Annotated in this window: 23 protein-coding genes and 1 rRNA gene; 10 read left to right on the top strand and 14 right to left on the bottom strand. The window is 61.6% G+C overall.

The window, feature by feature from the left end:
* Window positions 1–7 precede the first annotated feature (7 nt).
* Window positions 8–538, bottom strand: coding sequence for a preprotein translocase subunit YajC (locus ACFOEV_RS02480; RefSeq protein ID WP_386771270.1), 531 nt, complete (start codon window positions 536–538; stop codon window positions 8–10).
* A gap of 119 nt (window positions 539–657) precedes the next feature.
* On the opposite strand from ACFOEV_RS02480, the gene ACFOEV_RS02475 reads away from it, so the two are divergent.
* On the top strand, window positions 658–1,116 hold the full coding sequence (locus ACFOEV_RS02475; RefSeq protein ID WP_386771268.1) for a universal stress protein: 459 nt from the start codon (window positions 658–660) through the stop codon (window positions 1,114–1,116).
* Window positions 1,117–1,139: 23 nt separating this feature from the next.
* Here ACFOEV_RS02475 and ACFOEV_RS02470 read toward each other — a convergent pair whose 3' ends face one another.
* Window positions 1,140–3,065 (bottom strand): ATP-binding cassette domain-containing protein, encoded by a 1,926-nt coding sequence (locus ACFOEV_RS02470; RefSeq protein ID WP_386771266.1) that lies wholly within the window; start codon window positions 3,063–3,065, stop codon window positions 1,140–1,142.
* A gap of 100 nt (window positions 3,066–3,165) precedes the next feature.
* Here ACFOEV_RS02470 and ACFOEV_RS02465 point away from each other — a divergent pair, with 100 nt between their 5' ends.
* Both ACFOEV_RS02465 and ACFOEV_RS02460 read left to right on the top strand, forming a co-directional pair.
* Entirely contained in the window at window positions 3,166–4,050 is an 885-nt protein-coding gene (locus ACFOEV_RS02465; protein ID WP_386771264.1) for a TatD family hydrolase, read from the top strand.
* Window position 4,051: 1 nt separating this feature from the next.
* Window positions 4,052–4,531: a hypothetical protein gene (locus ACFOEV_RS02460; protein WP_386771262.1), complete on the top strand. Its 480-nt coding sequence runs from the start codon at window positions 4,052–4,054 to the stop codon at window positions 4,529–4,531.
* A gap of 4 nt (window positions 4,532–4,535) precedes the next feature.
* On the opposite strand, the gene ACFOEV_RS02455 is transcribed toward ACFOEV_RS02460, so the two are convergent.
* Window positions 4,536–5,963 carry an FAD-binding oxidoreductase gene (locus ACFOEV_RS02455; protein ID WP_386771260.1) on the bottom strand — a complete coding sequence of 476 codons (1,428 nt, stop codon included), beginning with the start codon at window positions 5,961–5,963 and terminating at the stop codon, window positions 4,536–4,538.
* A gap of 176 nt (window positions 5,964–6,139) precedes the next feature.
* Here ACFOEV_RS02455 and ACFOEV_RS02450 point away from each other — a divergent pair, with 176 nt between their 5' ends.
* On the top strand, window positions 6,140–8,191 hold the full coding sequence (locus ACFOEV_RS02450; RefSeq protein ID WP_386771258.1) for a BTAD domain-containing putative transcriptional regulator: 2,052 nt from the start codon (window positions 6,140–6,142) through the stop codon (window positions 8,189–8,191).
* Window positions 8,192–8,245: 54 nt separating this feature from the next.
* Here the strand turns inward: ACFOEV_RS02450 and ACFOEV_RS02445 are convergent, their stop codons facing one another.
* Together ACFOEV_RS02445 and ACFOEV_RS02440 are read right to left on the bottom strand one after the other, a co-directional pair.
* Complete coding sequence (locus ACFOEV_RS02445) at window positions 8,246–9,310, bottom strand: ACP S-malonyltransferase (protein WP_386771256.1); 1,065 nt, start codon at window positions 9,308–9,310, stop codon at window positions 8,246–8,248.
* Window positions 9,307–11,523 (bottom strand): thiamine pyrophosphate-dependent enzyme, encoded by a 2,217-nt coding sequence (locus tag ACFOEV_RS02440; protein WP_386771254.1) that lies wholly within the window; start codon window positions 11,521–11,523, stop codon window positions 9,307–9,309. The genes ACFOEV_RS02445 and ACFOEV_RS02440 overlap by 4 nt, the downstream gene beginning before the upstream one ends.
* A gap of 96 nt (window positions 11,524–11,619) precedes the next feature.
* Here ACFOEV_RS02440 and ACFOEV_RS02435 point away from each other — a divergent pair, with 96 nt between their 5' ends.
* On the top strand, window positions 11,620–12,483 hold the full coding sequence (locus tag ACFOEV_RS02435) for a LysR family transcriptional regulator (protein ID WP_386771252.1): 864 nt from the start codon (window positions 11,620–11,622) through the stop codon (window positions 12,481–12,483).
* Here the strand turns inward: ACFOEV_RS02435 and ACFOEV_RS02430 are convergent.
* On the bottom strand, window positions 12,468–13,013 hold the full coding sequence (locus tag ACFOEV_RS02430; protein ID WP_386771250.1) for an elongation factor P hydroxylase: 546 nt from the start codon (window positions 13,011–13,013) through the stop codon (window positions 12,468–12,470). The two genes, ACFOEV_RS02435 and ACFOEV_RS02430, sit on opposite strands and share 16 nt — an antisense overlap.
* A gap of 162 nt (window positions 13,014–13,175) precedes the next feature.
* On the opposite strand from ACFOEV_RS02430, the gene ACFOEV_RS02425 reads away from it, so the two are divergent.
* The 3 genes from ACFOEV_RS02425 (at window position 13,176) to ACFOEV_RS02415 (ending at window position 16,462) form a co-directional block, all read left to right on the top strand.
* A complete protein-coding gene (locus ACFOEV_RS02425; protein ID WP_386771248.1) occupies window positions 13,176–14,624 on the top strand; it encodes an MATE family efflux transporter in 1,449 nt (482 codons plus the stop codon).
* A complete protein-coding gene (locus tag ACFOEV_RS02420) occupies window positions 14,596–15,702 on the top strand; it encodes a DUF3080 family protein (RefSeq protein WP_386771246.1) in 1,107 nt (368 codons plus the stop codon). The genes ACFOEV_RS02425 and ACFOEV_RS02420 overlap by 29 nt, the downstream gene beginning before the upstream one ends.
* Window positions 15,703–15,772: 70 nt before the next feature.
* Complete coding sequence (locus tag ACFOEV_RS02415) at window positions 15,773–16,462, top strand: hypothetical protein (protein ID WP_386771244.1); 690 nt, start codon at window positions 15,773–15,775, stop codon at window positions 16,460–16,462.
* A 29-nt stretch (window positions 16,463–16,491) separates the two neighbouring features.
* Here ACFOEV_RS02415 and tusA read toward each other — a convergent pair whose 3' ends face one another.
* Window positions 16,492–16,743 (bottom strand): sulfurtransferase TusA, encoded by a 252-nt coding sequence (tusA, locus tag ACFOEV_RS02410; protein ID WP_386771242.1) that lies wholly within the window; start codon window positions 16,741–16,743, stop codon window positions 16,492–16,494.
* A gap of 57 nt (window positions 16,744–16,800) precedes the next feature.
* Between tusA and ACFOEV_RS02405 the strand changes: the two genes are divergently transcribed.
* The gene (locus tag ACFOEV_RS02405; RefSeq protein ID WP_386771240.1) at window positions 16,801–17,085 is read left to right on the top strand and encodes an antibiotic biosynthesis monooxygenase family protein; all 285 of its coding nucleotides are present in this window, start codon (window positions 16,801–16,803) and stop codon (window positions 17,083–17,085) included.
* A gap of 6 nt (window positions 17,086–17,091) precedes the next feature.
* On the opposite strand, the gene rlmM is transcribed toward ACFOEV_RS02405, so the two are convergent.
* The 6 genes from rlmM to ACFOEV_RS02375 all read right to left on the bottom strand — a co-directional run bounded on the left by rlmM (window position 17,092) and on the right by ACFOEV_RS02375 (window position 22,341).
* Window positions 17,092–18,168 (bottom strand): 23S rRNA (cytidine(2498)-2'-O)-methyltransferase RlmM, encoded by a 1,077-nt coding sequence (gene rlmM, locus ACFOEV_RS02400; RefSeq protein WP_386771340.1) that lies wholly within the window; start codon window positions 18,166–18,168, stop codon window positions 17,092–17,094.
* A gap of 52 nt (window positions 18,169–18,220) precedes the next feature.
* A complete protein-coding gene (locus tag ACFOEV_RS02395) occupies window positions 18,221–18,649 on the bottom strand; it encodes a DUF2721 domain-containing protein (RefSeq protein ID WP_386771238.1) in 429 nt (142 codons plus the stop codon).
* Window positions 18,650–18,744: 95 nt separating this feature from the next.
* A complete protein-coding gene (locus ACFOEV_RS02390; protein WP_386771236.1) occupies window positions 18,745–20,025 on the bottom strand; it encodes a TRAP transporter large permease in 1,281 nt (426 codons plus the stop codon).
* Window positions 20,026–20,050: 25 nt separating this feature from the next.
* The gene (locus ACFOEV_RS02385; RefSeq protein ID WP_386771234.1) at window positions 20,051–20,524 is read right to left on the bottom strand and encodes a TRAP transporter small permease subunit; all 474 of its coding nucleotides are present in this window, start codon (window positions 20,522–20,524) and stop codon (window positions 20,051–20,053) included.
* Between the two features lie 31 nt (window positions 20,525–20,555).
* The gene (locus tag ACFOEV_RS02380; RefSeq protein ID WP_386771232.1) at window positions 20,556–21,560 is read right to left on the bottom strand and encodes a C4-dicarboxylate TRAP transporter substrate-binding protein; all 1,005 of its coding nucleotides are present in this window, start codon (window positions 21,558–21,560) and stop codon (window positions 20,556–20,558) included.
* A gap of 37 nt (window positions 21,561–21,597) precedes the next feature.
* Window positions 21,598–22,341, bottom strand: a complete 744-nt coding sequence (locus tag ACFOEV_RS02375; RefSeq protein ID WP_386771230.1) for an SDR family oxidoreductase — start codon at window positions 22,339–22,341, stop codon at window positions 21,598–21,600.
* Between the two features lie 341 nt (window positions 22,342–22,682).
* On the opposite strand from ACFOEV_RS02375, the gene ACFOEV_RS02370 reads away from it, so the two are divergent.
* Window positions 22,683–23,681: a GntR family transcriptional regulator gene (locus tag ACFOEV_RS02370; protein WP_386771228.1), complete on the top strand. Its 999-nt coding sequence runs from the start codon at window positions 22,683–22,685 to the stop codon at window positions 23,679–23,681.
* A gap of 70 nt (window positions 23,682–23,751) precedes the next feature.
* Here ACFOEV_RS02370 and rrf read toward each other — a convergent pair.
* Window positions 23,752–23,867, bottom strand: a 5S ribosomal RNA gene (gene rrf / locus ACFOEV_RS02365).
* Between the last annotated feature and the right edge of the window lie 151 nt (window positions 23,868–24,018).

Below are 24,018 nucleotides of genomic sequence, written 5' to 3'. Positions count from 1 at the left end.
CGGCTCCTCACTGCCGGCCACCGAAGCCGACCTGCCGGGGCGCGGGCCGATCCGGGCGCCCCGCCAACTGCTGGCAGAGAAAGCTGAAATCGTCCAGATAACCGGTGAAGCGCTCCCCACCCTGGGACTCCCACCACCACAGTGTCAGCGCATCTCGATCGGACTCGATCACCAAGGCGTCCTCGGGCAGCCGTGTCAGCAACTCGCCGAGGCGCGCATCGACGGCGTCAGGCAAGGGCCGTAACGGCTCGACACGCCAGCGCCAGCCAGGGCGAAATTCCTTGAGACTCTCGCTGGCTTCGGCATTTCTCACCAGCAGGAAGTGGGGGCCGGGACGCTGGGGTGGATACAGCCAGCGGTAGCACGGCATGCTACTGGACGCTTCGTGCAATGGCGGCTTCCCCAGTTTGACCTTGGCCCCGGCCTTGATGGCCTCGTCACGCAGTTTGCCCAGGCGTCTCTGGCTCGAGCTGGGCCGTAGCCACAGCATCGGCGAGATGACCAGCAACATCAGGACGATGATAATCAACCACTCCATGGGCACCTCTCCGGAATATTGGTAACGGAAGCTAAAACGTTGATATAGGTCGTTGTCGTGACACGCAAGCCGACCTAGAGTGGAGACATCCACTAGTTAACTTGATGCCGGGGCCACCCATGAGCAACGAATATCGCCACATCCTGGTCGCTGTCGACCTGACCAAGGACTCCCACAAGGTACTGGAACGCGCCCTGCCGATCGCCGAGCGCAACCAGGCCAAGCTGTCCATCATGCATACGCTGGAACCCCTGGGTTTCGCCTACGGGGGCGACATCCCCATGGACCTGACCAGCATCCAGGACCAGCTCGACGACCACGCCAAGCAGCGCCTGGCCGAGATCGCCGATCCCCATAACGTGTCCCGCGAAAACCAGCATGTGGTAGTGGGCATGCCGGATACCGAGATTCATCGCTTCGCCGAGGAGCACGATGTCGACCTGATCGTGGTCGGCTCCCACGGCCGTCATGGTTTCGCCCTGCTGCTGGGCTCCACGTCGACCGGCGTGTTGCACGGCGCTCAGTGCGATGTGCTGGCGGTGCGCGTCGGCAAGAATGGCGAGGAAAGCGACGAGTAAGCGTCAACTCCGACCTTAGCCCATCACTCGCCGGCGGCCATGCCCTCCAGTTCCATCCAACGCTCCATGGCCGCATCCAGCTCGGCCTGCTTGGCACTCAGCGCCTCGAGGGTCGTCGTGACTTGGTCGGCATCCTGCTGATAGAACGTCGGATCGCCGACCGTGGCCTCGAACTCCGCCACTTCGTTCTCCAGCGCCTCGATAGTCGCCGGCAGGCTGTCCAGCTCGCGCTGGAGCTTGTAGGACAGCTTGGCCGGTTTCTTCCTCGGCTCGGCACTGGCCGTGGCGGCGGGCTGATCGGCCATGCTGGTCTTCTTGGCCTGACCGGATACCCGACGGGCATCGAAGTCCCAGGGCGCCGGTGGCAACTTGCCTCCCTGGCGCACCCAGTCGCTGTAACCGCCAACGTACTCGCGCACGCGGCCCTCACCCTCGAAGGCCAGCACGCCGGTGACCACATTGTCCATGAAGGCGCGATCATGAGATACCAACAACAAGGTGCCATCGAAATCCAGTAGCAGTTCTTCGAGGAGTTCGAGGGTTTCGACATCGAGGTCGTTGGTCGGCTCGTCAAGCACCAGCACGTTGGCCGGCTGGGTGAACAGCTTGGCCAGCAGCAGGCGATTGGATTCGCCTCCGGACAGCGCCTTGACCGGCTGACGGGCTCGCGCGGGGGTAAACAGGAAATCCTGCAGATAGCTGATGACGTGCTTGTCCTTGCCGCCTACGCTAACCCGGTCACTACCCTGGGCAACATTGTCGTAGACGGTCTTCTCCGGCTCCAGGCCGGCACGAAGCTGGTCGAAATAGGCCACCCGCATATTGGTGCCCAGCTTGACCTGGCCTTCGGTAGGTTCGAGCTCGCCGAGCAGGATCTTCAGCAGTGTGGTCTTGCCGGCGCCATTGCGACCGATCAGGCCGATGCGATCACCACGCTGGATCTCCAGGCTCAAGTCGCGGATCACCCAGTCGTCGCCGAACCGCTGGCTGACCCCGGACAGCTCCACGACTCGCTTGCCGCTACGCTCGCCGCTGTCCACCGTGAGGCTGGCCTTGCCCTGGCGCTCACGACGCTGGCTGCGTTCGGCGCGCATTCTCTCGAGGGCCCGCACTCGGCCTTCGTTGCGAGTCCGCCGTGCCTTGATGCCCTGGCGAATCCAGGCCTCCTCCTGGGCGAGCTTCTTGTCGAACAGGGCATGCTCGCGCGCCTCAATCTCCAGTTCGTGGTTCTTCTGCTCTTGGTAGGCGGCGTAGTCACCCGGATAGCGCCCCAGACGACCACGATCGAGCTCCAGAATGGCGGTCGCCAGGCGCGACAGAAAGGTACGATCGTGGGTAATGAACAGCACGGCACCATTGAAGGACAGCAACTGTTCCTCCAACCAGGCGATGGTATCGAGGTCCAGATGGTTGGTGGGTTCGTCGAGCAGTAGCAGGTCGGGCTCGGCAACCAGGGCACGCGCCAGTGCCACCCGCCGGCGCCACCCGCCGGAGAGCGACGCCATCAGGTCATCGGCGGGTAACCCCAGACGCGTGAGGATGGTGTCGATACGCTGGTGGAACGACCAGCCGTCGATGGCCTCGAGCTGCGTCTGCAAGCGCTCCATGCGCTGCATGTCGGGTGCTGCTTCCTGCACCAGATGATGGTATTCGGCGAGCAAGCCCCCCGCTTCCGGCAGCCCCTGGGCCACGACATCGAAGATGGTCTGTCCCGAGGCCACCGGCAGGTCCTGTTCCAGCACACCGATCTTCAGGCCCGGAGCACGCCAGATACTCCCGCCATCGGCATGGATATCACCGGCCACCAGTTTGAGCAGCGTCGACTTGCCGGTGCCATTGCGGCCCACCAGCGCCAGGCGCTCGCCTTTTTCCAGCACCAGGTCGGCACCGTCGAACAGCACGTGCGTGCCATAAGCCAATTGCAACTGTTCCAGACGTAACAGAGTCACGCGCGTCCCTCATAAACCGTCAAAGGCGTCATTGTAACGCATGGCCGAGCCGAGGTGGCCTTGGGTACAATACGACTCTTCTGTGGAAAGGAGCCAACCCTTGGCCGAGCCAACCGCGACCTTCGACGATTATCTGCCCGAGGCACTGCAGTTCCGTTCTCCTGCACCACTCGTGGACATCGGGGCCAACCTGACCCACGACAGCTTCGCTCGTGACCTGGATGCGGTGATCCAGCGTGCCCAGGCGGCACATGTCACCACCATGATCCTCACCGGCACCGATCGCGAACATGCCGAACGCGCAGTGGCCTTGGCGCGTCGCTATTCCGGCCTGTATGCCACCGCCGGAGTGCACCCCCACGACGCTAGCCAATGGAGTCGCGGGCTCGAGAACGCCATGCGCGAGCTGCACCGCGAGCCGGAAGTGGTGGCGGTCGGCGAATGTGGGCTGGATTTCAACCGCAACTTCTCTTCCCCTGCCGACCAGGAGCGCGCCTTCGAGGCGCAACTGGGGCTGGCCGTGGAGTCCGGCCTTCCGCTGTTCATCCACGAACGCGATGCCGGCCCGAGGATGCTGGAAATGCTCAGGACCTGGCGCGACGATATCCGCCAGGCGGTGGTGCACTGCTTCACCGGCAGCCGCGATACCCTGTACGGCTATCTGGACCTCGACCTGCACATCGGCCTCACCGGCTGGCTGTGCGACGAGCGTCGTGGCCACTATCTGCGAGAGTTGGTACGCGATATTCCGCTGACGCGCTTGATGGTGGAAACCGATTGCCCTTACCTGCTGCCGCGCAACCTGCCTGCCAAACTCAAGGGCAGACGCCACGAACCAGCCCTGTTGCCGTGGATCGTACGCGAGATCGCCCACTGGCGTGACACCGAAGAACAGAAACTGGCCGCCGCGACCACTGCCACGGCGCGGGCCTTCTTTCGCCTGACCGACAACGCAGGCCTCAACGACAATGAAGAGGTGACCTGAGATGGCCGACTATCCCGGCTTTATCGCCGTAGAGACCGGAGAGGATGGAGGCCTGCCCCTAGCCATCGCCTGGGCACTGCCCGATGGCCAGATCAAGCATACGCTGATTCAGCCCGACGACGATTGGCTGAGCGGTGAGCTGATTGCCTTGGGCGACTACAGCCTGGAAGAGCTCGACAGCCTGGGAGTCAGCCCACTGGACGTGATCCGCGAGCTCGAGAGCGATCACTTCAGTGCCACCCTGTATACCGCCGGCGTCAGCGACGATGAGGCCGCGCTCTCGCGTCTGTTCGACGTCTTTGGGCTCGATCCTTTCGTCGAGCTGGCACCGGCCGATTCCCTGTATCCCGACCTCGCACCCGGCGACTGGTCACGCGCCCGCGGCGAGTTGTTCGGTGAACTGGGTCTCGAACCCATGCGCCCCGAGCAGGAGGTTCAGGTAATGCTGATGCTGCACCACCGGCTCGGCGGGGAGGATTGACGGCTCATGCCATGTCGCCACTGGACGGCGCGATGTTCTGATTCAAGCGAAACAGGTTGGTCGGATCGTATCGGGTCTTGATCTCGACCAGCCGATCGTAGTTCTGTCGGTAATTGGTACGCACCCGATCGGCATCGTCACCGGACATGAAGTTCACATAACCGCCCTCCTCGGAATGGGGCTGAAGTGCCCGATAGTAGGCGCGCCCCCAGGCGATGTTGCGCTCGCTGTCGCCAGGATCCGGCCAGCTCGGGCCGAGCACCGTCGCGAAGGTCGCATCCCGGTAGGCGAACGCGGTGGCATCGGGAGCGACACGCTGGCACGCGCCATCGATGGGAAACAGAAGCGTCGCGCTTTGCAGGCACGGGATCCGGGCGCCGAAATCGAGATGCACGTCGATCGCTTCATCGGAAAGCCGCTTGGTGAAACAGCCCTTCCAATAGTGATAGAGCCCGGCGGGCAGCAGCTCGTCGAACAGGGTGTTGATCACCGGGTACGGCATGCGCTGGACAAACTGCCCCACGACAGGGCCGAGGCGGCCGAGGCGCTCGCGTATCGCGTCGTCCTCGGTTGCCGGCCCGCTCCAGCAGGTCAGCACCACGATCACCGGCCGGCCGTGCCACTGCTCGGGCACGAACGGCAGCGGCGGGCCGAGGGTGATGCCGAGCACCGCCCCCAGCGCCTCGGGCGCCTCGGCGATCAAGGCCTGGTAAGCGCGGATGACCTCCGCATCGAGCGGATAGAAGGTCGGCCCACCGAGGATATCGGCCACGGCGTGCAGGCGGTACTCGAACGACGTGATCACACCGAAATTGCCGCCGCCGCCGCGGATGGCCCAGAACAGATCCTCGTGGCGGCTTTCGCTGCAGGTCAGGAAACGACCCTCGGCCGTGACCACATCGGCCGACAGCAGATTGTCGCAGGAGAGCCCGCAGCTGCGCGCCAGATAGCCGAGGCCACCGCCCAACGTCAGGCCGGCGACGCCGGTGGTGGAGACGATCCCGCCGGTCGTCGCCATGCCGAAGGCAGCGGTGGCATGGTTGAGGTCGGCCCAGGTGCAACCGCCCTCGGCCCGGACGCTGCGACGCTCGGGATCGACGCGGAGTCCGCGCATCCTCTCGAGCGACAGCACCAGGCCTCCGTCACAGGTCCCGAAGCCGGGGACGCTGTGGCCGCCGCCGCGCACGGCCAGGGGGAGCTCGTGCTCCCTGGCGAAGGTCACGGCTGTCATCACATCCGCCACGCCTGCCGCCTGGACGATCAAGGCCGGACGGCGATCGTGAATCGCGTTATAGACCTTGCGCGCCTCCTCGTACCTGTCGTCATGGGGCTGGATCAGCGTTCCGTGCAGGCCCTCTCCCAATGACCGGATCGCGTCCGCGCCCAAGGCGATTTCGTCGCGACGCAGTGTATTGATTCCTGGATCTTCCATCACTCACCTCGTCGATTCGTTAGGTTGCCAAGCGATCCCAGGCCCTGATTCCCTTGCCATGGGTTACATTCAAGGAATAGCAGGCGTGCGTCTCTCAGGCGTGACACAGACGTGACACAGCGCCCTTAGCAGCACAAGACTCCACCGCTTACGCTGTTGGCAGGAGGTTTACTTCCATGCCGCTCCTGAATATCTCGCTGTTGGGTGAGTTCGCCTGTCATACGTCAGAAGGGCAGCCGCTCGCCTTCCCGACCCGCAAGGTCGAAGCATTGCTCGCTTATCTGGCGGCAAGCCCGTCGAGACGGCACTCGCGTGGCATTCTGGCGGGGTTGCTGTGGGAAGACATGCCCGAGTCCCGAGCGCGCACCAACCTGCGTCAGGCGTTGTCGCGGTTGCAGCATGCGTTACCGACAGAGACGCGAGAATGTCTGGCCATCGGCACACAAGAAGTAGGTCTAAAGGCGAACGCGATCACGGTGGACCTTGAAGCGTTCGAGCGACTGCTCGCCGATGGTACCCCAGAAACGCTGGAACGCGCGCTTGCGCTGTATCGTGGTCCCTTCCTGGAAGGCATGGCCGAATGCGGCGAGGCGTTCGAGGACTGGCTGATGACACAGCGAAGGTGGCTCGACGAGCGGCTGCAACAGCTGATGCACCGGCTGCTTGACCATTATGTGCTCACCGGCGCCATCGATCCCGGCATTCAGCTCGCCCTGCGGCTGCTGGAGAATGATCCCCTTGACGAAGGGGTGCAGCGTACGCTGATCCGCCTCTATCTCCACCAGGATCGGATAGGGGCAGCCCTGGATCAATATCGACGTTTCCGTGAACGGCTCGCCGATGAACTCGGCGTTGCCCCGGCCCCGGAAACCGAACGCTTGAAAGCCGAACTGTTGGCCCTGATTCCCGATAACGCCGACAACAAGAGAGACTTGCCGCGCGAGAGTGACGACCTGCCCGAGCGCCCTCGGGTGATCGAAGCCGCCGCCGTGGCCCGTGCCCGCCGACGAGCAGAGTCCTCCGACCGTCCCTCCCTCGCCGTCTTGGCCTTCGTGCCGCTCGAAGATGCTAGCCTCCATCGTCACCTCGGTGACGGCCTGGCGGAGGACATCACGACCGAACTCGGCCGCTTCTGCGAACTCGATGTGATCGCCCCGGCGAGCGCCTTGGCGTACCGCCATACGCCGGCCACGCCGGCACAGGTCGGTAGCGAACTCGGTGTGGATTATATCCTCGAGGGACACCTGCGGCGCCGAGGCGAACGGCTGCGGCTCACTGCCCGCCTGCTGGCGACGTCAAGCGCGCGCCAGGTCTGGGCCGAGCGCTATGACTGCCGGCTCGACGAACTCTTCGCCGTCCAGGACGATATGGTCTGCCACATCGTCGGCAACCTGGCCGGGCGGATCGAGGACGATCGCCTGGCGCAGGCCCGCCGCAAACCGCCCCAGGACTGGCAGGCCTATGATCTCTGGCTGCGAGGCTGGCATGCCTTGCGCCGCCCCGACCTGCCGGCCATCCGCGAGGCGCAGCGCTACTTCCAGCAGGCGCTGACCAGGGACCCGCAATTCGCCCGTGCCTATGTCGGACTCGCCCTCGCCCACCTCAACGAGTGGGCCTGTTACTCCTGGACGCACTGGGTGTTTCTGCAACAGGAGGCACTGGAGCTCGGCCGCAAGGCGGTCGCCCTGGATGCGCGCGACCACCGCGCCCACTGCATGCTGGGTCTGGCCGAGCTCTACGGTGGGCATTACGAGGCCGCGAACCGCGAGCTGTCGATGGCCCTGGCCCTCAATCCGAACGATGCCGACGTGCTCGCCCATGCCTCCTTTGCCCTGGCGTTGGCCGGCGAGCCCGAACGTGGAGTGGAAGCAGCCCGCAAGGCACTGCGCCTCGCGCCATACCGTCCGGAATGGTACGCCGGCATGGCGGGGATCGCCTTCTTCAGCGCTCGCCTGTACGACGAGGCCATCGACACCATGGCGTCGGCTCCCCAGGCCTTCTGCAACACGCCGGCCTTCATCGCCGCAGCCTATGCCCATCTCGGTCACCCGGAGCAAGGCGCGAGTCACCGGGATACCGTCTACCGCCACTACCGCTATCAGATGGCGCGCGGCACTTTCCCCGAACACACCGGTTGCCTCGACTGGCTGACGGCCCTCGATCCCTATCGGCGCACCGCCGATGCGGAGCACTACCTCGAAGGGTTACGCAAGGCAGGATTCGAATAGCGGGTCGCCCATCACTCTCGATCGCAGGAAGTCTGTCTCCGCTCAGGCACCCGCTTAGCGCCCCAGTAACCACTCCCGCTGTTCCTCGATGCCCATGCAGATCAGGCGAGGATCCTCGGCCTGGCGGGCCTGGAAGTTCGCCTTGCTGTCCAGCCCCTGCCAGTCGAGCTGGATCAGGGTCTGGGCCACGGCACCACCGAGCGTCGAGCCAGGACCGGGAATGACGATACGATCCGGGGCAAACTCTCTCACCCCGACGCGAAGCGCTGCCGTGAAATCGTAAGGCGATACCAATTGCTCTCCCAGGGTGTAGTCCCACAGCGCTTCCCGGCAGGTACTCCAAGGCATCCACAGCCTGCCGCGCCCATCGATCAGCGGGGTCGCGGGTGCCTGGAAGGGGGTCACCGTCAAGCGCTGCCGCGCCGTTTCCCGCACATCGCGCTGCAGCGGCGTGTGGAAGGCGGCATGCTGGTGCAGACGCAGGGGAAAGCGCTCGCTTGGTGGCAGCTCCCTGGCCAGCCGCTCCAGCGCCTTGTCATTGCCGCCGAAGACCAGCATGCCCCCCAGGTCGATGGACAGATACAGTTCCATGCCCTCTTGGCCATGCAAGCGGGGAATCCACGCCAGCAGCTCATCGCGCAGTTCCGGTTGTGGCCGCCATTGGGCATCGACCCACGGGTACAGCAACTGTCCCCCGACCAGCGTTTCCTGCATCAATTGCCCCATGGTGTTGATCAGCAACATGGCAGCGTCGGTCGTCAGTGCCCCGCCGGCGGCGAGGGCGATATACCAGCCCATGGAGTTACCGGTCACCGCCACGATGTCATAGCGTTCGGGGTCGATGGCCATGATGTCGGCCATGGCACAGGCATAGATCAGCGGGGAAGCATGCTCTCCACGACCATGCAGGCTCAGGCGGAATGGCAGCTCTCCATCGAGCTCGCTCAAGGTGGGCATGCCCCGCTCACGACGCATGGCATCGAGGCGTGCCAACCACTCGGTCCCACCGGCATGGCGAGCAAGGTAGCCCCATTCGCCCTGGTTGTAGGTGCCTCGTCCGGGACAGACGATCAGCAGGCGTTCCCGTCGGCTGGTACGGGAGGTGTGTGTTGCCGTCATGATGCCCGCCCTCTTCTTCTGCCAGTACTGGCCTGATGTCGACGCCCCGTGTCGGTGCCAAGCAGGCGCCGACTGCGTTCGACAATGGCCTCCACCGAGGGCAGTGTCACCGTTGCCGCCGGGCCCAGCGGGATGAAGCTGTCGTCGGCGGTCAGACGGTGCAGCCGCGATGACTCGACGCCCCGTTCCACCAGCTCCGCTATCAGCGCTTCGCTCACCGAACCGCTGCGCCGGCACTCATCCACGCACAGGATCCGGTCACAGCCATCGACGAGTTGATGCAGCGCCTCATGATCGATACCCGTCAGCCAGCGTAGATCGATGATGCGCATGGCCACCCCCTCCGCCTGCAGCCTGGCCATGGCCTGGTGGGACAGGTAGACGCCGTTGCCATAGGTGATGATGGCCAGTTGGCGGCCGTCTCCCCACTGCCCGGGGAGTCCTGCCGGCAGATGGTGATCCGGCCCGGGGTCGGCAAAGCACCAGCGCTGATCGCCTTCCTCGAGCAGATCACGGCAGTGATAGAGCGCGATGGGCTCCAGCATGACCACCATGCGCTGCTCCTCGTCGGCCAGGCGTATCGCCTCCTGCATCAACCCGACGGCATCGGCGCCATTCGAGGGGCAGGCCACCAGCAGGCCGGGAATATCGCGCAGCACGGCGATCGCGTTGTCATTGTGAAAGTGCCCGCCGAAGCCCTTCTGATAGCCAAGGCCGGCGATGCGCACCACCATGGGATTGGTGTACTGCCCCTTGGAGAAGAAGCTGAGCGTGGCCGCCTCTCCGCGCAACTGATCCTCGGCGTTGTGCAAATAGGCGAGAAACTGGATCTCCAGGATCGGCACGAACCCGTTGTGCGCCAGGCCGATCCCCAACCCGAGAATGCTTTGCTCATCCAGCAGGGTGTCGATGATCCGATACGAACCGTAGTGGGCCTGGAGACGCTGGGTGACACCGTAGACGCCGCCCTTGCGGCCCACGTCCTGCCCCGCCATCACCAGGTGTGGATACATCTGCATCAGGCGATACAGTGCTTGGTTGAGCAGTTTGGCCATGGGAGCCGGCGTGGTATCCACCGTCGTGTCGCAGGTCTGCCGCCGCCCCGGGCGCGAGGGCGGCACGATGCTGGCCATGACCTGCTCGGCCGTCTTCAATCGGGGGCGACGGATGGCCTGTTCGGCAACCTGCGCCACGCGCTCCTCGGTACGCTGATACAGTTGCGCGATGGCATCGGCCGACAGCACACCATGGCGATGCAGTAGGCCAGCACTGAACAGCAAGGGATCTCGCGCCTCATCGGCCTTGATCTGCTGCGGCGACAAATAGGCCTGCTGGGCATCCGAGCCGGCATGCCCCATCAGACGCACGCAGCGCATGTGCAGAAAGACAGGCTGCTTGAGACGTCGGGCGATGCGCTCGGCTTCCCGGGCGGCGCGATAAGTATCCAGCAGGTCGAGCCCATCGCAGCTGAGATAGTGGAAGCCCGGCCGTGAACGCATGCTGCGCTCTATCCAGCCCTGTGGGGTGGGAGTGGAAATACCGATGCCATTGTCTTCGCAGATCATCACCAGCGGCAGCGGCGTCCCCTGATAGGCCGCCCAGGCCGCCGCATTGAGCGCGCCCTGGGCCGCGGAGTGGTTGAAGGAGGCATCGCCGAAGCTGCATAGCACCACGCTGTCTTCCGGCCACTCCCCATGCGCCTTGAGGCGCCGCCATAGCCCCAGGCTGTAGGCGGCACCCACCGTCTTGGGCAGGTGCGAAGCGATGGTGCTGGTCTGGGGCGGAATATACAGGGCTTTCGACCCCAGTACCTTGTGTCGTCCCCCGGAGATGGGATCGTCCGCGGAAGCGGAAAAACTCAGCAGCATGTCGTAGAGCGGTGTCTGCCCCGGCACGGCCTTGCTGCGCTGGATCAGAAAGGCAGCATCCCGATAGTGCAGGAAGGCGGGGTCCGTATGGCGAAACGCCCGGGCAATGGCCGCGTTGCCTTCATGCCCGGCGCTGCCAATCGTGTAGAACGCCTCCCCGCGCGCCTGCAAACGCCTGGCATGCAGATCGAGGTGGCGACTCTGCACCTGGGATTCGAACAGCTCGACCAGCGCTTCGCCTGTCAGGCCCACCTCCTGAAGCGACCATGACTGTGCCGGGCTCGGCCAGTCAGCGTTGTGAATGGCCGAGAGGAAACGATGCTCCTGCGGCAATGGATCGACCACGATAGCCCCCTTGTATTCTGCTTGTTGTCTTCAGCCTACTGGATCGGCGGACAAAGCTGTAATATTGATCCCCTGTATTCGATATAGAAACAACCTATGGATATCCGCAGCCTGCGCTATTTCATGATCGTGTATGAGTGCGGTTCGATCAGTGCCGCCGCCCGTCGTTGTCATGTGGCACAACCGTCGATTTCCGCTGCCATTCAGCAACTCGAGGAGCGGTTGGGCGCCGCGCTTTTCGAGCGGCATCGCAAGGGGGTCAGTGCTACCGAGGAGGGTCACCGGCTCTATCCGCTGGCGATGCGGCTCAATGACGATATGCATGCCATTCAAGGGTTGTTCCGGCACTCGCCTCCTCCGACGCCGGTACGTCTGGGGCTGATGCGTTCCCTGGGGGCCAACCGGATGACACGGCTGCTCAAGGATTACATTGCCGCAGGAGACAATCTGGCCCTCTCCCTGGTCAATCCGGAAGAGCCTTGCGATGCACGCATCATCGATCGGCAAGATCTGGAACCTCACGAAGGCTTCCAGCCCGTGTGGCACGATACTTATCTACTCGCCCTGCCGAATGGTCACCCACTCACGCTGAAGGACAAGGTGGCGCTGGACGACCTGGCCGACCTCCCCTTCATCTGGCGCCACCCTTGTACCGCCATGACGAAGCTGGCCGAGGCCATGCGCGAGGCTGGCATTCACTGTCAGGTTCGCGCCCGGCTGCGCACGATTGAATATACGCAAGGGCTGGTGGCGGCCGGGGTCGGTGCCGCCCTGGTCCCTGGCTGGCCAGAGATCCTGGCCAGCCACGACTTCAGTTGTCGGTTTCTTAAAGCCCCGCCCATCGAGGAGACCATCGGCATTGCGTATCCCCTGCGTCACGCCATACCGGCCTTGCAACCGCTCTTGCAGTTGGGTGAGGCGCTATGGAAAACCCACCAGCCGGATCACTCCTCGAGCTGACGACGCCCCTTCGCCAGCGCTCCCGGCAGACTCGAGTCACTCTGGTAGAAGGCTTTCAATGCCATGCGAAAGGCGGCCGCCCGTAACGGCAGCCCTTCGCTCTCGTAACGGGCTGCCCGTGCCTCGACCCGAGCGCGGAAGCCATCACGATCGACCTCGACCTCACCCAGGTTATCGACGCTGACATTGAAGGTTAGCCCACAGGCTCGCGAGAACAACAGCTCCAGCGCCTGCGGTGCCACCTCCGCCGCCTCGAAGCGGCGCTGTTGTTCGGCATCGCGACCGTCGGGGTGGTACCAGTAGCCATAGTCCTCCCATTCACGACGCCTGGCGCCGGCGATGCACCAGTGGCTGATCTCGTGCAACGCGCTGGCAAAGAAGCCGCGCGCGAAGATCACCCGATGATACGGATGACCGGCATCCGCCGGGCGATACAGGGGTTCATCGCCGCCTCGCACGAGACGTGTGCGGTAGCGGTCGTGAAAGAGGCCATCGAACAAGGCGATGATGTCATCCAGGCAGTGGGTCACAACGTTTCCTGATCCCGGTCGTATGTTCATTGGCCGGCATTATAAGGACTCACCGCCACAGGCGAAAATCACCGGCAGTTGCTAAACTAGGGCGCCTGCCCAAACGGTCAGAAGAGAGCCCCGGGAAGGGGCCGATCCACGTCCAAGACAGGAGCCGCTGCGTTGGCCTCGCTCACCTCGTCCATCGTTGCCCGTAGTCGCAAGGAAACTCACCTGCTCATCCGGCTTGGCCTGCCGATCTGCGGCGCCCAGCTCGCCCAGGCTGGCATGGGGGCCACGGATGTGATCATGACCGGCCGCCTGAGTGCCACCGACCTTGCCGCGGTATCGGTCGGCTCCAGTCTGTGGATGCCCTTGATGTTGTTCATGACCGGCACCCTGATGGGCCTCACTCCGATCGTCGCCCAGTTGCTGGGGGGAGCACAGACCCAGCGCATTCGCCCCAACGTGCATCAGGCCCTGTGGGTGGCTGTGGCACTGGGTAGTGTGGCGGCCCTGCTGCTGTGGTTCACGGTCATGCCGATCTTTCATCTGATGGGCGTGCCACAAGCCGTTGCCGAGCTCTCGACGAGCTACCTTGCGGCCGTGGCCTTCGGCATGCCGGGCGTGGCGCTGTTTCAGGCCTTGCGCGCCTTTTCCGATGGCATGAACCACACCCGACCGTCGCTGTGGATCAGCCTGATCGGCCTGGGCGTAAATATTCCGAGCAACTTCGTGCTGATCTACGGCGGCCCTGGACTCGTCGGGTTGTTCGGCGACTGGCTACCGGCCTCACTGCAATCGTTACCCGCCCTCGGCGCACTGGGCTGCGGCATCGCCACGGCGCTGTCGATGTGGGTGATGAGCCTCGCCATGCTGATCTATACCCAACGCAGTCGCGCCTACGCCCCGGTCGAGCTGTGGCACTCTCCCACTACACCGAAATGGGGCATGATTGCCGAGCTGCTGTACGTGGGCGTGCCGATCGGCGTGGCGATTTTCGTCGAGGTCACCCTGTTCACCCTGATCGCCCTGTTCATCGCCGGTCTCGGCGAAATCACGGTGGCAGCTCATCAGGTGGCCTTGAACTTCACCTCGATCCTGTTCATGTTGCCCCTGTCACTGGGCATGGCATTGACGGTACGGGTGGGCAATACCCTGGGCAGCGGCCAGGTGCAGGACGCACGCTTCGTGGCCTGGAACGGCATGGCGGTGTGCTTGCTCGTGGCCCTGCTCAACAATGTCATTCTATGGCTGGCGTCGGAACCGGTAATCGCCCTGTACACTCATAATAATGAGGTGCAACGATTGGCCTTGTCGTTGATCGGGCTGGCGATGATCTACCAGGTGTCGGATTCGCTGCAGGTCAACATGGCCGGCGCCTTGCGCGGCTACAAGGATACCCGGATCATCATGCTCATCACCCTGGTGTCCTATTGGCTGGTCGGTCTGGGAGGCGGTCACTGGCTGGGCACGGTTGGCTTTCCAGCGCTGTTTGGCCCGCTGGGCGTGCATGGCTACTGGATCGGCCTGGTTGCCGGCCTCACGCTGGCGGCGCTACTACTGGGCGTTCGCTTGCACAGGATCAGCAAGGCAGTGAGCGATGGTCGACTGGCGATTCCCCGTAGTTGACAGGAGGTGTGCGATACACGGATTCACTGCTACGGTTCTGGTCTGCAGTACCCTGCTCACTGCTTGCGGGGGTTACGGTAATGGCGACGAGCTACTGGTCGACTATCAGCAACGGTTGGCCGAGGTACTCGAGGTCGAACGTCCCGAGCCCGAGAATCCCGCCAATATTGGCGTCTTTCCCGATCAGGAGGAACGACTGTTCGAAATTCCCGAAGTTCGGGAAGGACTGCTCGATATCTACGCCTTGCGCGAATGCCAGATCACCTCGCTCGTGGCCAGGCGCAATAACCAATTGGGGCGTGTTGCCGCCCCCAGTCAGCGCTGGCTTTACGAACTCGAGCTTTGGCGACGGCTGTATGACTGCTGGCACTCCGAGGTGCCGGAATCACTGGCGGAAAGCGACCGCGAACGGCTGCGGCGCCTGACCGAGACCAAGACCGAGCAACTGCCACGGGCGAGCTGGAATGCGCTGTTCGGTTCCAGTGAATGGGTCGGCAGTTTCTCGCGCGTCAGTTCCCCCCTGGCGCCAGGAGAGGAAATTTCGCTATCCAAATCGCTCGATGCACTGAACTACCTCCGGCTTGGTGCACAGCATCAGTACGATCCCGACTGGCAGGCAGACTCCTCGATACTGGAGGGGCACCTGCAAACCCTGCAGCGTGAGCCACTGACGGCGCGCATCCTGCGTTCGCTCATGCTCACCCGGCTACGCCTGGAAGAAGCCAATACCATTCTCGATACCGCACTGGACTCGTCTGGCGCCTGCCACCCTGAGAATGGCACCGTCGCTATCGACCGTCTGCAAGAGATCTTTCAGCGTCAGTTCAACGCGGAAATACGCCCTTACTTGAATGAACTGACACATACGGCACGTGCCTGGCTGGAAGCGATCGACGCCTTGCTGGAGGCCCATGAGGTATCGCGTCCCGCCATCGACGACTACCGCCGCGACTGGCTGTCCTTGGACAACCCTGAAGCCCCTTGGCTGCGTTTTCAGAGGGCGAGGCAGGGACATGAGGAACGCTGGCAACGCCTCAAGCGGACATGTGGCCCATGGCGGGGAGGCGACGAGACTTAACTTTCCACGCCTGACTGTGCTAATAGTGAAGCGAGGCGATGCCGTTACAACGCGCACAAGGAGGGTAACCATGGGTATCCCACTGTCCCCCCGTTCCGCCCGGGTCATCGACCTGGATGCCATGCGACAGCGGCAGCTCGCCAAGCGTAGGCTGGTGCGGCTGGCCCCTGAGTTGGACGGCCTCGAGATGCTTTATCATCTCGCCGCCGACCCGGAGACGCTATACGGCATGCCATTGCTGGCCTGGGGCTTGAGAGAAGATGGCGAGATCGTCGGCCTTGTGCCCTGGATGGAGGCGCTGACCCCATGCCACCAGCTCGATGACCCCGAGTACGGACATTTCGTCGGTTATCGTGACCCCGAGACCGAAGAAGTCTTCCACAGTGCGCCGGATCACAAGGTGTTCGAGCTAGAGCACGCCGCTGCCTATTTCGATTACGAAGACACCACCGAACCGACGCTGATTCAGCAGCTGCCGGATACCCTGGGCACCCATGCCTTGTGCATGGACGGGGACGATGCGCCGTGGCAATTGAAGCAGGTCTTCGGCTGGCGCCTCTACAGCAATGGCGAGGTGGAATCGCTGCTTGTCGATGAAAACCGGGTTGAGTCGACCCCGGTGCTGGCAGGCGATGCCTGCCTGTATCCCGGCCACAGTCGACATCAGGTGGTGTACTTCTTTCAACGTGTCATTGCCAATCGCATCAAGCAGGAAGATCCTGCCACCCTCGAGGCCCTGGCCTTGATGGTGGCACGTTGATGCGAGGCAGAGGAGGTATCGTACAGCGGCTACCCCAGGCGGATGAAATACCAGTACACACCATCCGCCTCGGATTGATGTAATAGCTCATGGCCTAGAAAACTGCAGAACTTGGGAATGTCGCGTGTCGTGGCGGGGTCGGTGGCAATGACCTTGAGGATCTCGCCATCGTGCATATCCCGCACGCGATTGTGCATCAGCATGACGGGTTCCGGACAGTAGAGGCCGGTGGTATCCAGTTCGACATCATGAGACGGAGCGTCGTCAGTCAGGTTGGCCATCGGTTCTTTCGGTAACCTCTCAAAGTGGATGAGTCAGCAGGTGAATGGAGCAGGAACATGATCAAGATTCTGATTGAACGCCACATCATGCCCGGGCTGGAAGAGGAGTACGACCAGGCGGCTCGAGAGGCCATGAGAGCTGCGATCAATGCACGCGGCTTTATCGCCGGCGAAAGTCTCTGCGAACGCCATCATCCCGAGCGCCGCCTGTTGATCACTCAGTGGCGCGACCTGAGCGCCTGGAAAGACTGGCAACACAGTTCGGAGCGGGAGCGCGCCATGCAACACGTCTTGCCTCTCCTGACGGAAGAAGAGCATATCCGCGTCTTCGAACACCATTGAGACGATTCACGCCAATAGTCGGACGTGCACCGTGACCTCTTCACGGTCATGATACAGGTGTCGGCAACGAATCTCAGCCGGCACGCGGGTTTCGTGCAGCCGCTGATCGAGGTGTGTCAAACACCGCTCCACCTCCTGCCAGCGTTGCTTCATCGGCAGTTTCAGATTGAATACCGCTTCCCGGCACCACCGCCTCGTCAGCCAACGTTCGATCATCTCCACCACCCGAATCGGCTTGTCGACGATATCGCAGACCAGCCAATCGAGTCGATTGGGCGGCTCCCAGATAAATCCATCCTCGCGCAGATGGTCGACCTGTCCGGTGGCCATCAAGGTCGCGTCCATGGGGCCATTGTCGATGGCATAGACATACATGCCCTTGCGCACCAACTGATAGGTCCAACCGCCAGGTGCCGCCCCAAGGTCCGCCGCCTGCATCCCCTCGCTCAGTCGCTCCGGCCAGGCAACGCGGGGAACGAAGACATGCCAGGCTTCCTCGAGCTTGAGTGTCGAGCGACTGGGCGCTTCACGAGGAAACCGGAGGCGCGGTATTCCGCCGGGATGTTCACTGCGATTCCCCGGAAAGCTCATCCCCAACTGAACGCTATCGCCCGTCGTCCATAGCAGGTGCAGGCGTCGCCCACCGGCTTTGCGGCGCAACGCCCCACGCTTCTTGAGTGCCGCCTCCAGTGGTCGCCCCAAAGCCTTGATCAAGCCACTGAGCGCCTTGGCATCGTTGGTATCCGGTGTCTCTTGCCATACCGACTCGAAGCTCCAGCCACTGTCGAGGACCTGTTTCACGATCGGTGATAGCCGGTCATCGCGGGAGAGATCGACCAGAGGGTCCAGCGCTACCAGGCTCTGGCGGGCAAAAACCAGCGAGTCCAGGGGCACATCGCGATGTAGCGCATTGGCCGGCTCTTCGCCCAGCACCACGAAGCGTACATGACCGCCATTGGCTTCAGTCTGAGGATAGCCATGCCAGCCGGCCAACGCCGCCTTGGCCGCAATCTCGGCGCTGAGATCATTCTCGAAACCGGGGCGACAATAAAGCAACAACTGCTGAGGGATGAGTTTCAAGATCGTTGTCGACTCCTGTTGCGGGCTGGCTAGTCTAGCGAGGTCGCCAGATGCATCACAAGTGCGACTCTCCGGATTGCCTGCCAGCCTTCCCTCGCTGCAGTGCCTCGATATCTTGCAGTTGTACGTTCAGCGCATTGGTGGAGATCATCACCTCCCACAGCGAGAACACCAACGAGATCGATAGGCTGATCAGACTGGTACCGAACAGGATCATGCCGAATAGCTCCAGCGAGAGGAACAATGCGAACATCGACAAGGTACAGAGCAGGAAGCTCAATACCCCGGCCACCTGCATGCGTTTGGTCAGCGTGATGCGCTTGCGTAGCAGCAAAATCTGGCGCGTGGTGACATCATGGTGATTGCTGCGCTCCTGGTCGGCCAGCTTGCGAATCAGTTGTGCCAGGGTAAGAAAGCGGTTGGTATAGGCCAGCAGCAGTAATGAGATAGCCGGAAATAACAAGGCGGGCGTTGTCAGCGTCACAGAACACTCCAGACCGAAGCTTAGACTTAAGTCTTAGTATACGCGACCTTTGCCATAACAACGAGCCAGCCATTGGCCGATATCCGGGACCTTACCTAGCCGAAAATCAGATTCGGCAGGAAAAGTACCAGTTGTGGCACTAGCACGAGTAGCAAGATGACCGCCATTGAGGCGAAGAAAAACGGCAACGCACCGCGCGTATATTCTTCAACGGAGCATTTCATGATGGTGCATACCGCATACATGGCAGCGCCCACGGGCGGGGTGAAATTTCCGATGGCAGCAGTGATGATGAACACGATGCCGAAATGCACGGGATCACCCTCCAATGACTCTATCACCGGAAGGAACAGTGGCGTCAGCATGATGATCAGTACCGTGGCATCCACGAAGAAGCCAATGGCCAGAACGAATACCAGGATCATGAGTTCGACGGCGATCAAGTTTTGCGTTTGCCCCACAATGACATTCGAGATCGTTTCCGGTACGCGCTCCATCACGATTCCATAACTGAAAATCGCCGATAGTGCGATGAGGAACATGACCGCTCCCACATCGACCAAGCTTGCTTCTATGGCCTCGGAGGCATTTGTCGTCGTCAGCTTGCGGTGAACGAGGTAACCAATCGCCACGACGTAGACCACGGCAAAGGCGCCGATCTCGGAGGGTGTGAAGACCCCCATGCGTAGTCCCGCCAGCAGCAGCACCGGAAAGAGCAAGGCCCAGACACCGCCTCGTAATGCACGCCCCGTTTCTCCTGGTGGAAGACGGGATGTGCGTTCCGGTGGATAACCCCGCTTGCGGGACACCACGGACACTGTTACGGCCAACGCCAACCAGAGGATCAAAGCCGGCACGATGCCCGCCGCAAACAATCGCCCCACCGAAACCTGCCCTATGGTGCCAAACAACACCATGCCAATTCCGGGGGGAACGATAGGCGTGATCAGCGCACTGAATCCCAGAATGCCAGTGGCGAAGCCTCGCGCAAGGTTGCGCCTGAGCATCTCGGGGCCAAGCATGCGCGATTGCATTGCGGCGTCGGCGATGGCCGAGCCCGAGACACCCCCCATCATCGCCGACAACGCGATCGTCACCTGAGCGAGCCCTCCTCGTAGCCGACCGGAAACGACCGACGCCAGGGTCAGCAGACGCTCGGTAATGCCGGAGTGGTTGGCCAGGCTACCCGCCATGATAAAGAGCGGAATCGCCAGTAGCGCGAAATTCTGGGTCTGAGAAACGGTACGCTGCACGGGAATGGTGAATGGCAACTCCGGATGTTGCAGGAAAAAGAGGCTTCCCGAGATTCCAATGGCGAAGGCAACAGGCATCCCGATGATGAGAAGCAGGAAGAAAGCGATGGTGACAAGCAACATGGCTGTCCCTCCCTGTTACCTCAGCTCAGGCACGACTGCGTAGAAAGACATCCCGTTTGACTTTCAAGCCAGTCGTCACCAGAAGCAGCAAGCCGCCGACAGGAAGACTGAGCGTGATCCACGAGTAGCTGATCGACGGGATTCCTCTAAAGCTTCTCTCCCATGACGTCCACGACAGCCATAGTCCCGTCACCACCAGGAATATCAGGAATGCGATGATGAGTACGTAGTTCAGAATGGTCAGCCCTTTCTGAGCGGATATAGGCAAACGACGCGTGAACAGATCCACAGCCATCAGGGAGTCCCGGCGCCAGGCGATATCGGCGCACAGGAACGTTGCCCAGGCAAACGCCCATGTGGCCGCATCTATCGTCCAATTCATGGGCGTATGCATCATCCGCGCAATGCCACCGGTGAAGACGAAGACCACCATCAACACGAGCAATACTCCCGCAATCCAGGCTTCGGCCTTTGCAGCAGTATTACCAAAAGAGTCCATGGCTTACCTCCGCACTCATCGATAGGCAGTGTCACTTACCGATTTCTTGCATCAGTTGCTCTTTTGTCTCGACCAGGTCAAGTGCCTCATAAGCTTTCTGGCCGGCTTCACGAAAAGCCTGACGATCAATCTCGGTGATCACCGTCATACCCTCGGATTCCAGCTCGGCCTTGGCTTCATTGGCAGCCTCTTCCATTTTGCTGGAAGCGTCTTGGCCAGCAGCGCGGCACTCCTCGACGAGAATATCTTGATATTCTTCAGGAAGGCCGTTGAACCACCTCGAGCTGACCACCTCAAAGTTGACCAGCGTGATATGCCCGGTCTCGATCGCATAATCCAGGACTTCCCCTAGTCCACCGGCGGTAATGTTCGGATAAACCAGCTCGGCCCCATCGATCGCCCTTGATTGAAGGCCTGTATAGACATCACCAAAATCCATGGCTACGGGAGCCGCGCCAAGCGCACGAACCGACTCCTGCCAGATGGGCGCTGGAGGTGTGCGCACGCGTATCCCCTCGAGGTCTGCCGGCGAATGAATTTCCTCATTGGTAAAGAAGTGCCGCTTTCCCTGTACCCAGTTAAAGCAGACGACTTGAAGCCCATAATCCTGGGCCAGTACTTCTCGCCACTCTTGCATTGTTGCAGTATCGTTGAGCTTGGTGACATCTTGCATCGACTCGATGAAATAGGGGCCATTCACGACTGCAATTTCCGGCACATAATTTCCCAATCGCGCGGCATCCGTATTCTGTCCAATGTTTGCGCCCTGTCGAATCTGTTCGATGATATCCTCTTCGACACCAAGTTGCGCACTATGGAAGACCTCCATTTTTAAATTACCATCTGTCCGCTCTTCAACACGTTCGGCCCACTTCAAGAACCCGTCATGAAAAGGTTCAGTGGGCCCAAGGACATGATTGAAACGTAGCGTATAGGTTTCCTGGGCATTAGCGACTTCCAGCGTACCGACAGTGACAAGAAACATGGTACAAGCCGGTACCAGATAGCGAGAAATCGCTTGAGTTATGTCTGGCATGCTGTTCACCTTTATCATTGATCTCGTTTCTTGTGTCTTACAACGTCTGCCCCCCATCGACGACGACCGTGGTTCCTGTGACGAACGCCGCTTCGTCGCTTCCCAACCAAACCGCTGCCGCGGCCATCTCGTCTACGCTGCCGAGCCGTCCCATGGGTTGACGATCTATGAACGCGCGGCGGGTGGCCTCAGGATCGGATGTCGCGGCGATTCGCGCCTCGAGGGAAGGAGAGAGGGTTGTTCCCGGGCACAACGCATTGCAGCGTACACCCGTACGGATCGTATCGCGGGCCACAGCCTTGGTGAGCCCTATCACCGCTGCCTTGGAGGCCCCGTAGGCAGCTCGGCGCGGTACTCCCGTTATGCTTGAGGCAACCGAGGCGACATTGATGATCGAGCCGGACCCTCTGTCCACCATACCGGGGAGCACGGCATGAGTCGTGTGGTAGATAGAGGTGACGTTCTGCTCGAAGCTGCGGTACCAGTCTTCCAGCTCGCACTCGAGCAGAGTGCCCTCATGCACCCAGCCGGCGCAATTGCACAGGATATCGATGGGATTTTCAGTGCCTAACAGAGCAGCAACCTCATCTCCCCTGGTCACGTCCAACGCCACCGGCGTGATCTTGGACACCTGCTCTGGAAGGTCCTCCATCTTGGATAAGGTGCGACTCGCGGCAATGACCTCCGCGCCTTCGGCCGCAAAAGCCAGTGCCACGGCTCGACCGATGCCCTGCCCTGCCCCGGTCACCACCGCTTGCTTGCCGTTAAGCCGTCCCGCCATATACGTCACCCGCTTGCCTGACTCACTCTAGGCTTATCGCCTGGCTTGGCCGCTCGAGTGCTGGTTGTTGTCACATCAATTGTCTAATGTGTACGTTAGACACGGAAATTCGACCTCGCAAGTGACAATAATCGATCCACCACAAAAACCCTGTTTCTTCCTGACGGCGCTCAGCCATCAAAAATGTCTGCGCAGCGCAAAGAAGAAGCCACTCGGCATAGCGCCATGGTGCATACGGGGAAGCTGGTAGGTGTCACCGTCTATCTGGCACTGGATGCTGCCGGCTTTGACCACCGTGGCCGATGGGAGCGATCTCGCGTCGGAAATCCAGAGAAGCACACATGACCGTAACCGATACAAACTCACCTCACCGCGGTACAGCGCCGCGTCTTTACGAAAGGGTGTTTGCAATCCTGGCCAGAGAGATCCGCTCCGGCCAACTCGACGACCGCGTCAGGCTAACCGAAACGGCACTCGCTACCCGATTCGGCATAAGCCGTGCGCCGGTTCGTCAGGCTCTGGCTGCGCTTGCCAAGGAAGGCCTCGTCGAAAGGCTGGAAGGACGCGGGTATCTAGTCAGCTCCCCCCCATCCTGCGCCATCGCGAACCCAGCCGGATCCGAATGGACGGAAGCGCTTGCCACTAGACCCAGTTGGGAAAAGATCTACGAAGAAGTGGTAGACGAAATCATACCCCGCACCGCCTTCTCCGGCTGGCGGGTCAATGAAAGCGAGCTTGCCCGGTTTCATGGGGTCAGCAGGACGGTAGCCCGAGAAGTCATGGCACGTTTGCAGCAACGTGGCATCGTGCGCAAGGAAGGGCATTCACGCTGGTATGCACCGGCACTGACTCCGGACCACATCAATGATTTTTACGAAATGCGCGAAGTGCTGGAGCCAGCCGCACTGACCAAGGCCATGCCGCACGTGAAGCGGGAACAGATAGCCTCACTGGCCGACAACCTGCGTTCAGCCATTGCAAGGGCGACCGTGCTGGAGGGAGCCGAACTCGATCAACTGGAAGCGGATCTGCACGTCGATCTCCTGGACGCCTGCCCCAACAAAGAGATGCTGCAGGCGATTCGTTTCTATCACTCGCTCCTTGTTGCTCATAGCTTCCTCTATCGCTGGACACCGGCACTTTACGAGACTGAACCTTTTTTGCCTGAACACTTGGCGATCGCCGAGCAGCTCGAGGCAGGTAACACAAAGCGCGCCGCCTCTGCACTCAAGCACCACCTGCGCGCTTCCCGAAAGCGTGCTATCGCTCGCATCGATGCCGTGGCATGCACAGCCCACCCCGACCCCCTCCCTTATCTGATACGCGACAGCGATCCTTAACACGGGCAACGCGTTGAGCGAAAACGAAAAAACCCCCGATCTCGAACGAGATCGGGGGTTTCGGATAGGTGCCTGACGATGACCTACTCTCGCATGGGGAGACCCCACACTACCATCGGCGCTGAGCGGTTTCACTGCTGAGTTCGGCATGGGATCAGGTGGTTCCCGCACGCTATGGTCGTCAGGCGAAAAACGCGCGAATCATGCCGACCGATACGTCTCATCGTACCCGTCAATCGTCCTGCGCCATGCGCAGACCCCTTGGGGTTATATGGTCAAGCCTCACGGGCCATTAGTACACGTTAGCTCAACGCCTTGCGGCGCTTCCACACCGTGC

This window comes from Litchfieldella rifensis (assembly GCF_042646605.1).
In the GTDB taxonomy this organism is placed as follows: Bacteria; Pseudomonadota; Gammaproteobacteria; order Pseudomonadales; family Halomonadaceae; genus Litchfieldella; species Litchfieldella rifensis.
Note: the sequence above shows the minus strand (reverse complement) of the source record. Positions and strands in the feature narration are given on the sequence as shown.

What these genes read in the sequence shown, in the direction of transcription:
- ACFOEV_RS02480 (WP_386771270.1), bottom strand. Translation starts at nt 538, where the DNA reads ATGGAGTGGTTGATTATCATCGTCCTGATGTTGCTGGTCATCTCGCCG.
- ACFOEV_RS02475 (WP_386771268.1), top strand. Translation starts at nt 658, where the DNA reads ATGAGCAACGAATATCGCCACATCCTGGTCGCTGTCGACCTGACCAAG.
- ACFOEV_RS02460 (WP_386771262.1), top strand. Translation starts at nt 4,052, where the DNA reads ATGGCCGACTATCCCGGCTTTATCGCCGTAGAGACCGGAGAGGATGGA.
- ACFOEV_RS02455 (WP_386771260.1), bottom strand. Translation starts at nt 5,963, where the DNA reads ATGGAAGATCCAGGAATCAATACACTGCGTCGCGACGAAATCGCCTTG.
- ACFOEV_RS02450 (WP_386771258.1), top strand. Translation starts at nt 6,140, where the DNA reads ATGCCGCTCCTGAATATCTCGCTGTTGGGTGAGTTCGCCTGTCATACG.
- ACFOEV_RS02445 (WP_386771256.1), bottom strand. Translation starts at nt 9,310, where the DNA reads ATGACGGCAACACACACCTCCCGTACCAGCCGACGGGAACGCCTGCTG.
- ACFOEV_RS02435 (WP_386771252.1), top strand. Translation starts at nt 11,620, where the DNA reads ATGGATATCCGCAGCCTGCGCTATTTCATGATCGTGTATGAGTGCGGT.
- ACFOEV_RS02420 (WP_386771246.1), top strand. Translation starts at nt 14,596, where the DNA reads ATGGTCGACTGGCGATTCCCCGTAGTTGACAGGAGGTGTGCGATACAC.
- ACFOEV_RS02415 (WP_386771244.1), top strand. Translation starts at nt 15,773, where the DNA reads ATGGGTATCCCACTGTCCCCCCGTTCCGCCCGGGTCATCGACCTGGAT.
- tusA (WP_386771242.1), bottom strand. Translation starts at nt 16,743, where the DNA reads ATGGCCAACCTGACTGACGACGCTCCGTCTCATGATGTCGAACTGGAT.
- ACFOEV_RS02405 (WP_386771240.1), top strand. Translation starts at nt 16,801, where the DNA reads ATGATCAAGATTCTGATTGAACGCCACATCATGCCCGGGCTGGAAGAG.
- ACFOEV_RS02390 (WP_386771236.1), bottom strand. Translation starts at nt 20,025, where the DNA reads ATGTTGCTTGTCACCATCGCTTTCTTCCTGCTTCTCATCATCGGGATG.
- ACFOEV_RS02385 (WP_386771234.1), bottom strand. Translation starts at nt 20,524, where the DNA reads ATGGACTCTTTTGGTAATACTGCTGCAAAGGCCGAAGCCTGGATTGCG.
- ACFOEV_RS02380 (WP_386771232.1), bottom strand. Translation starts at nt 21,560, where the DNA reads ATGCCAGACATAACTCAAGCGATTTCTCGCTATCTGGTACCGGCTTGT.
- ACFOEV_RS02375 (WP_386771230.1), bottom strand. Translation starts at nt 22,341, where the DNA reads ATGGCGGGACGGCTTAACGGCAAGCAAGCGGTGGTGACCGGGGCAGGG.
- ACFOEV_RS02370 (WP_386771228.1), top strand. Translation starts at nt 22,683, where the DNA reads ATGACCGTAACCGATACAAACTCACCTCACCGCGGTACAGCGCCGCGT.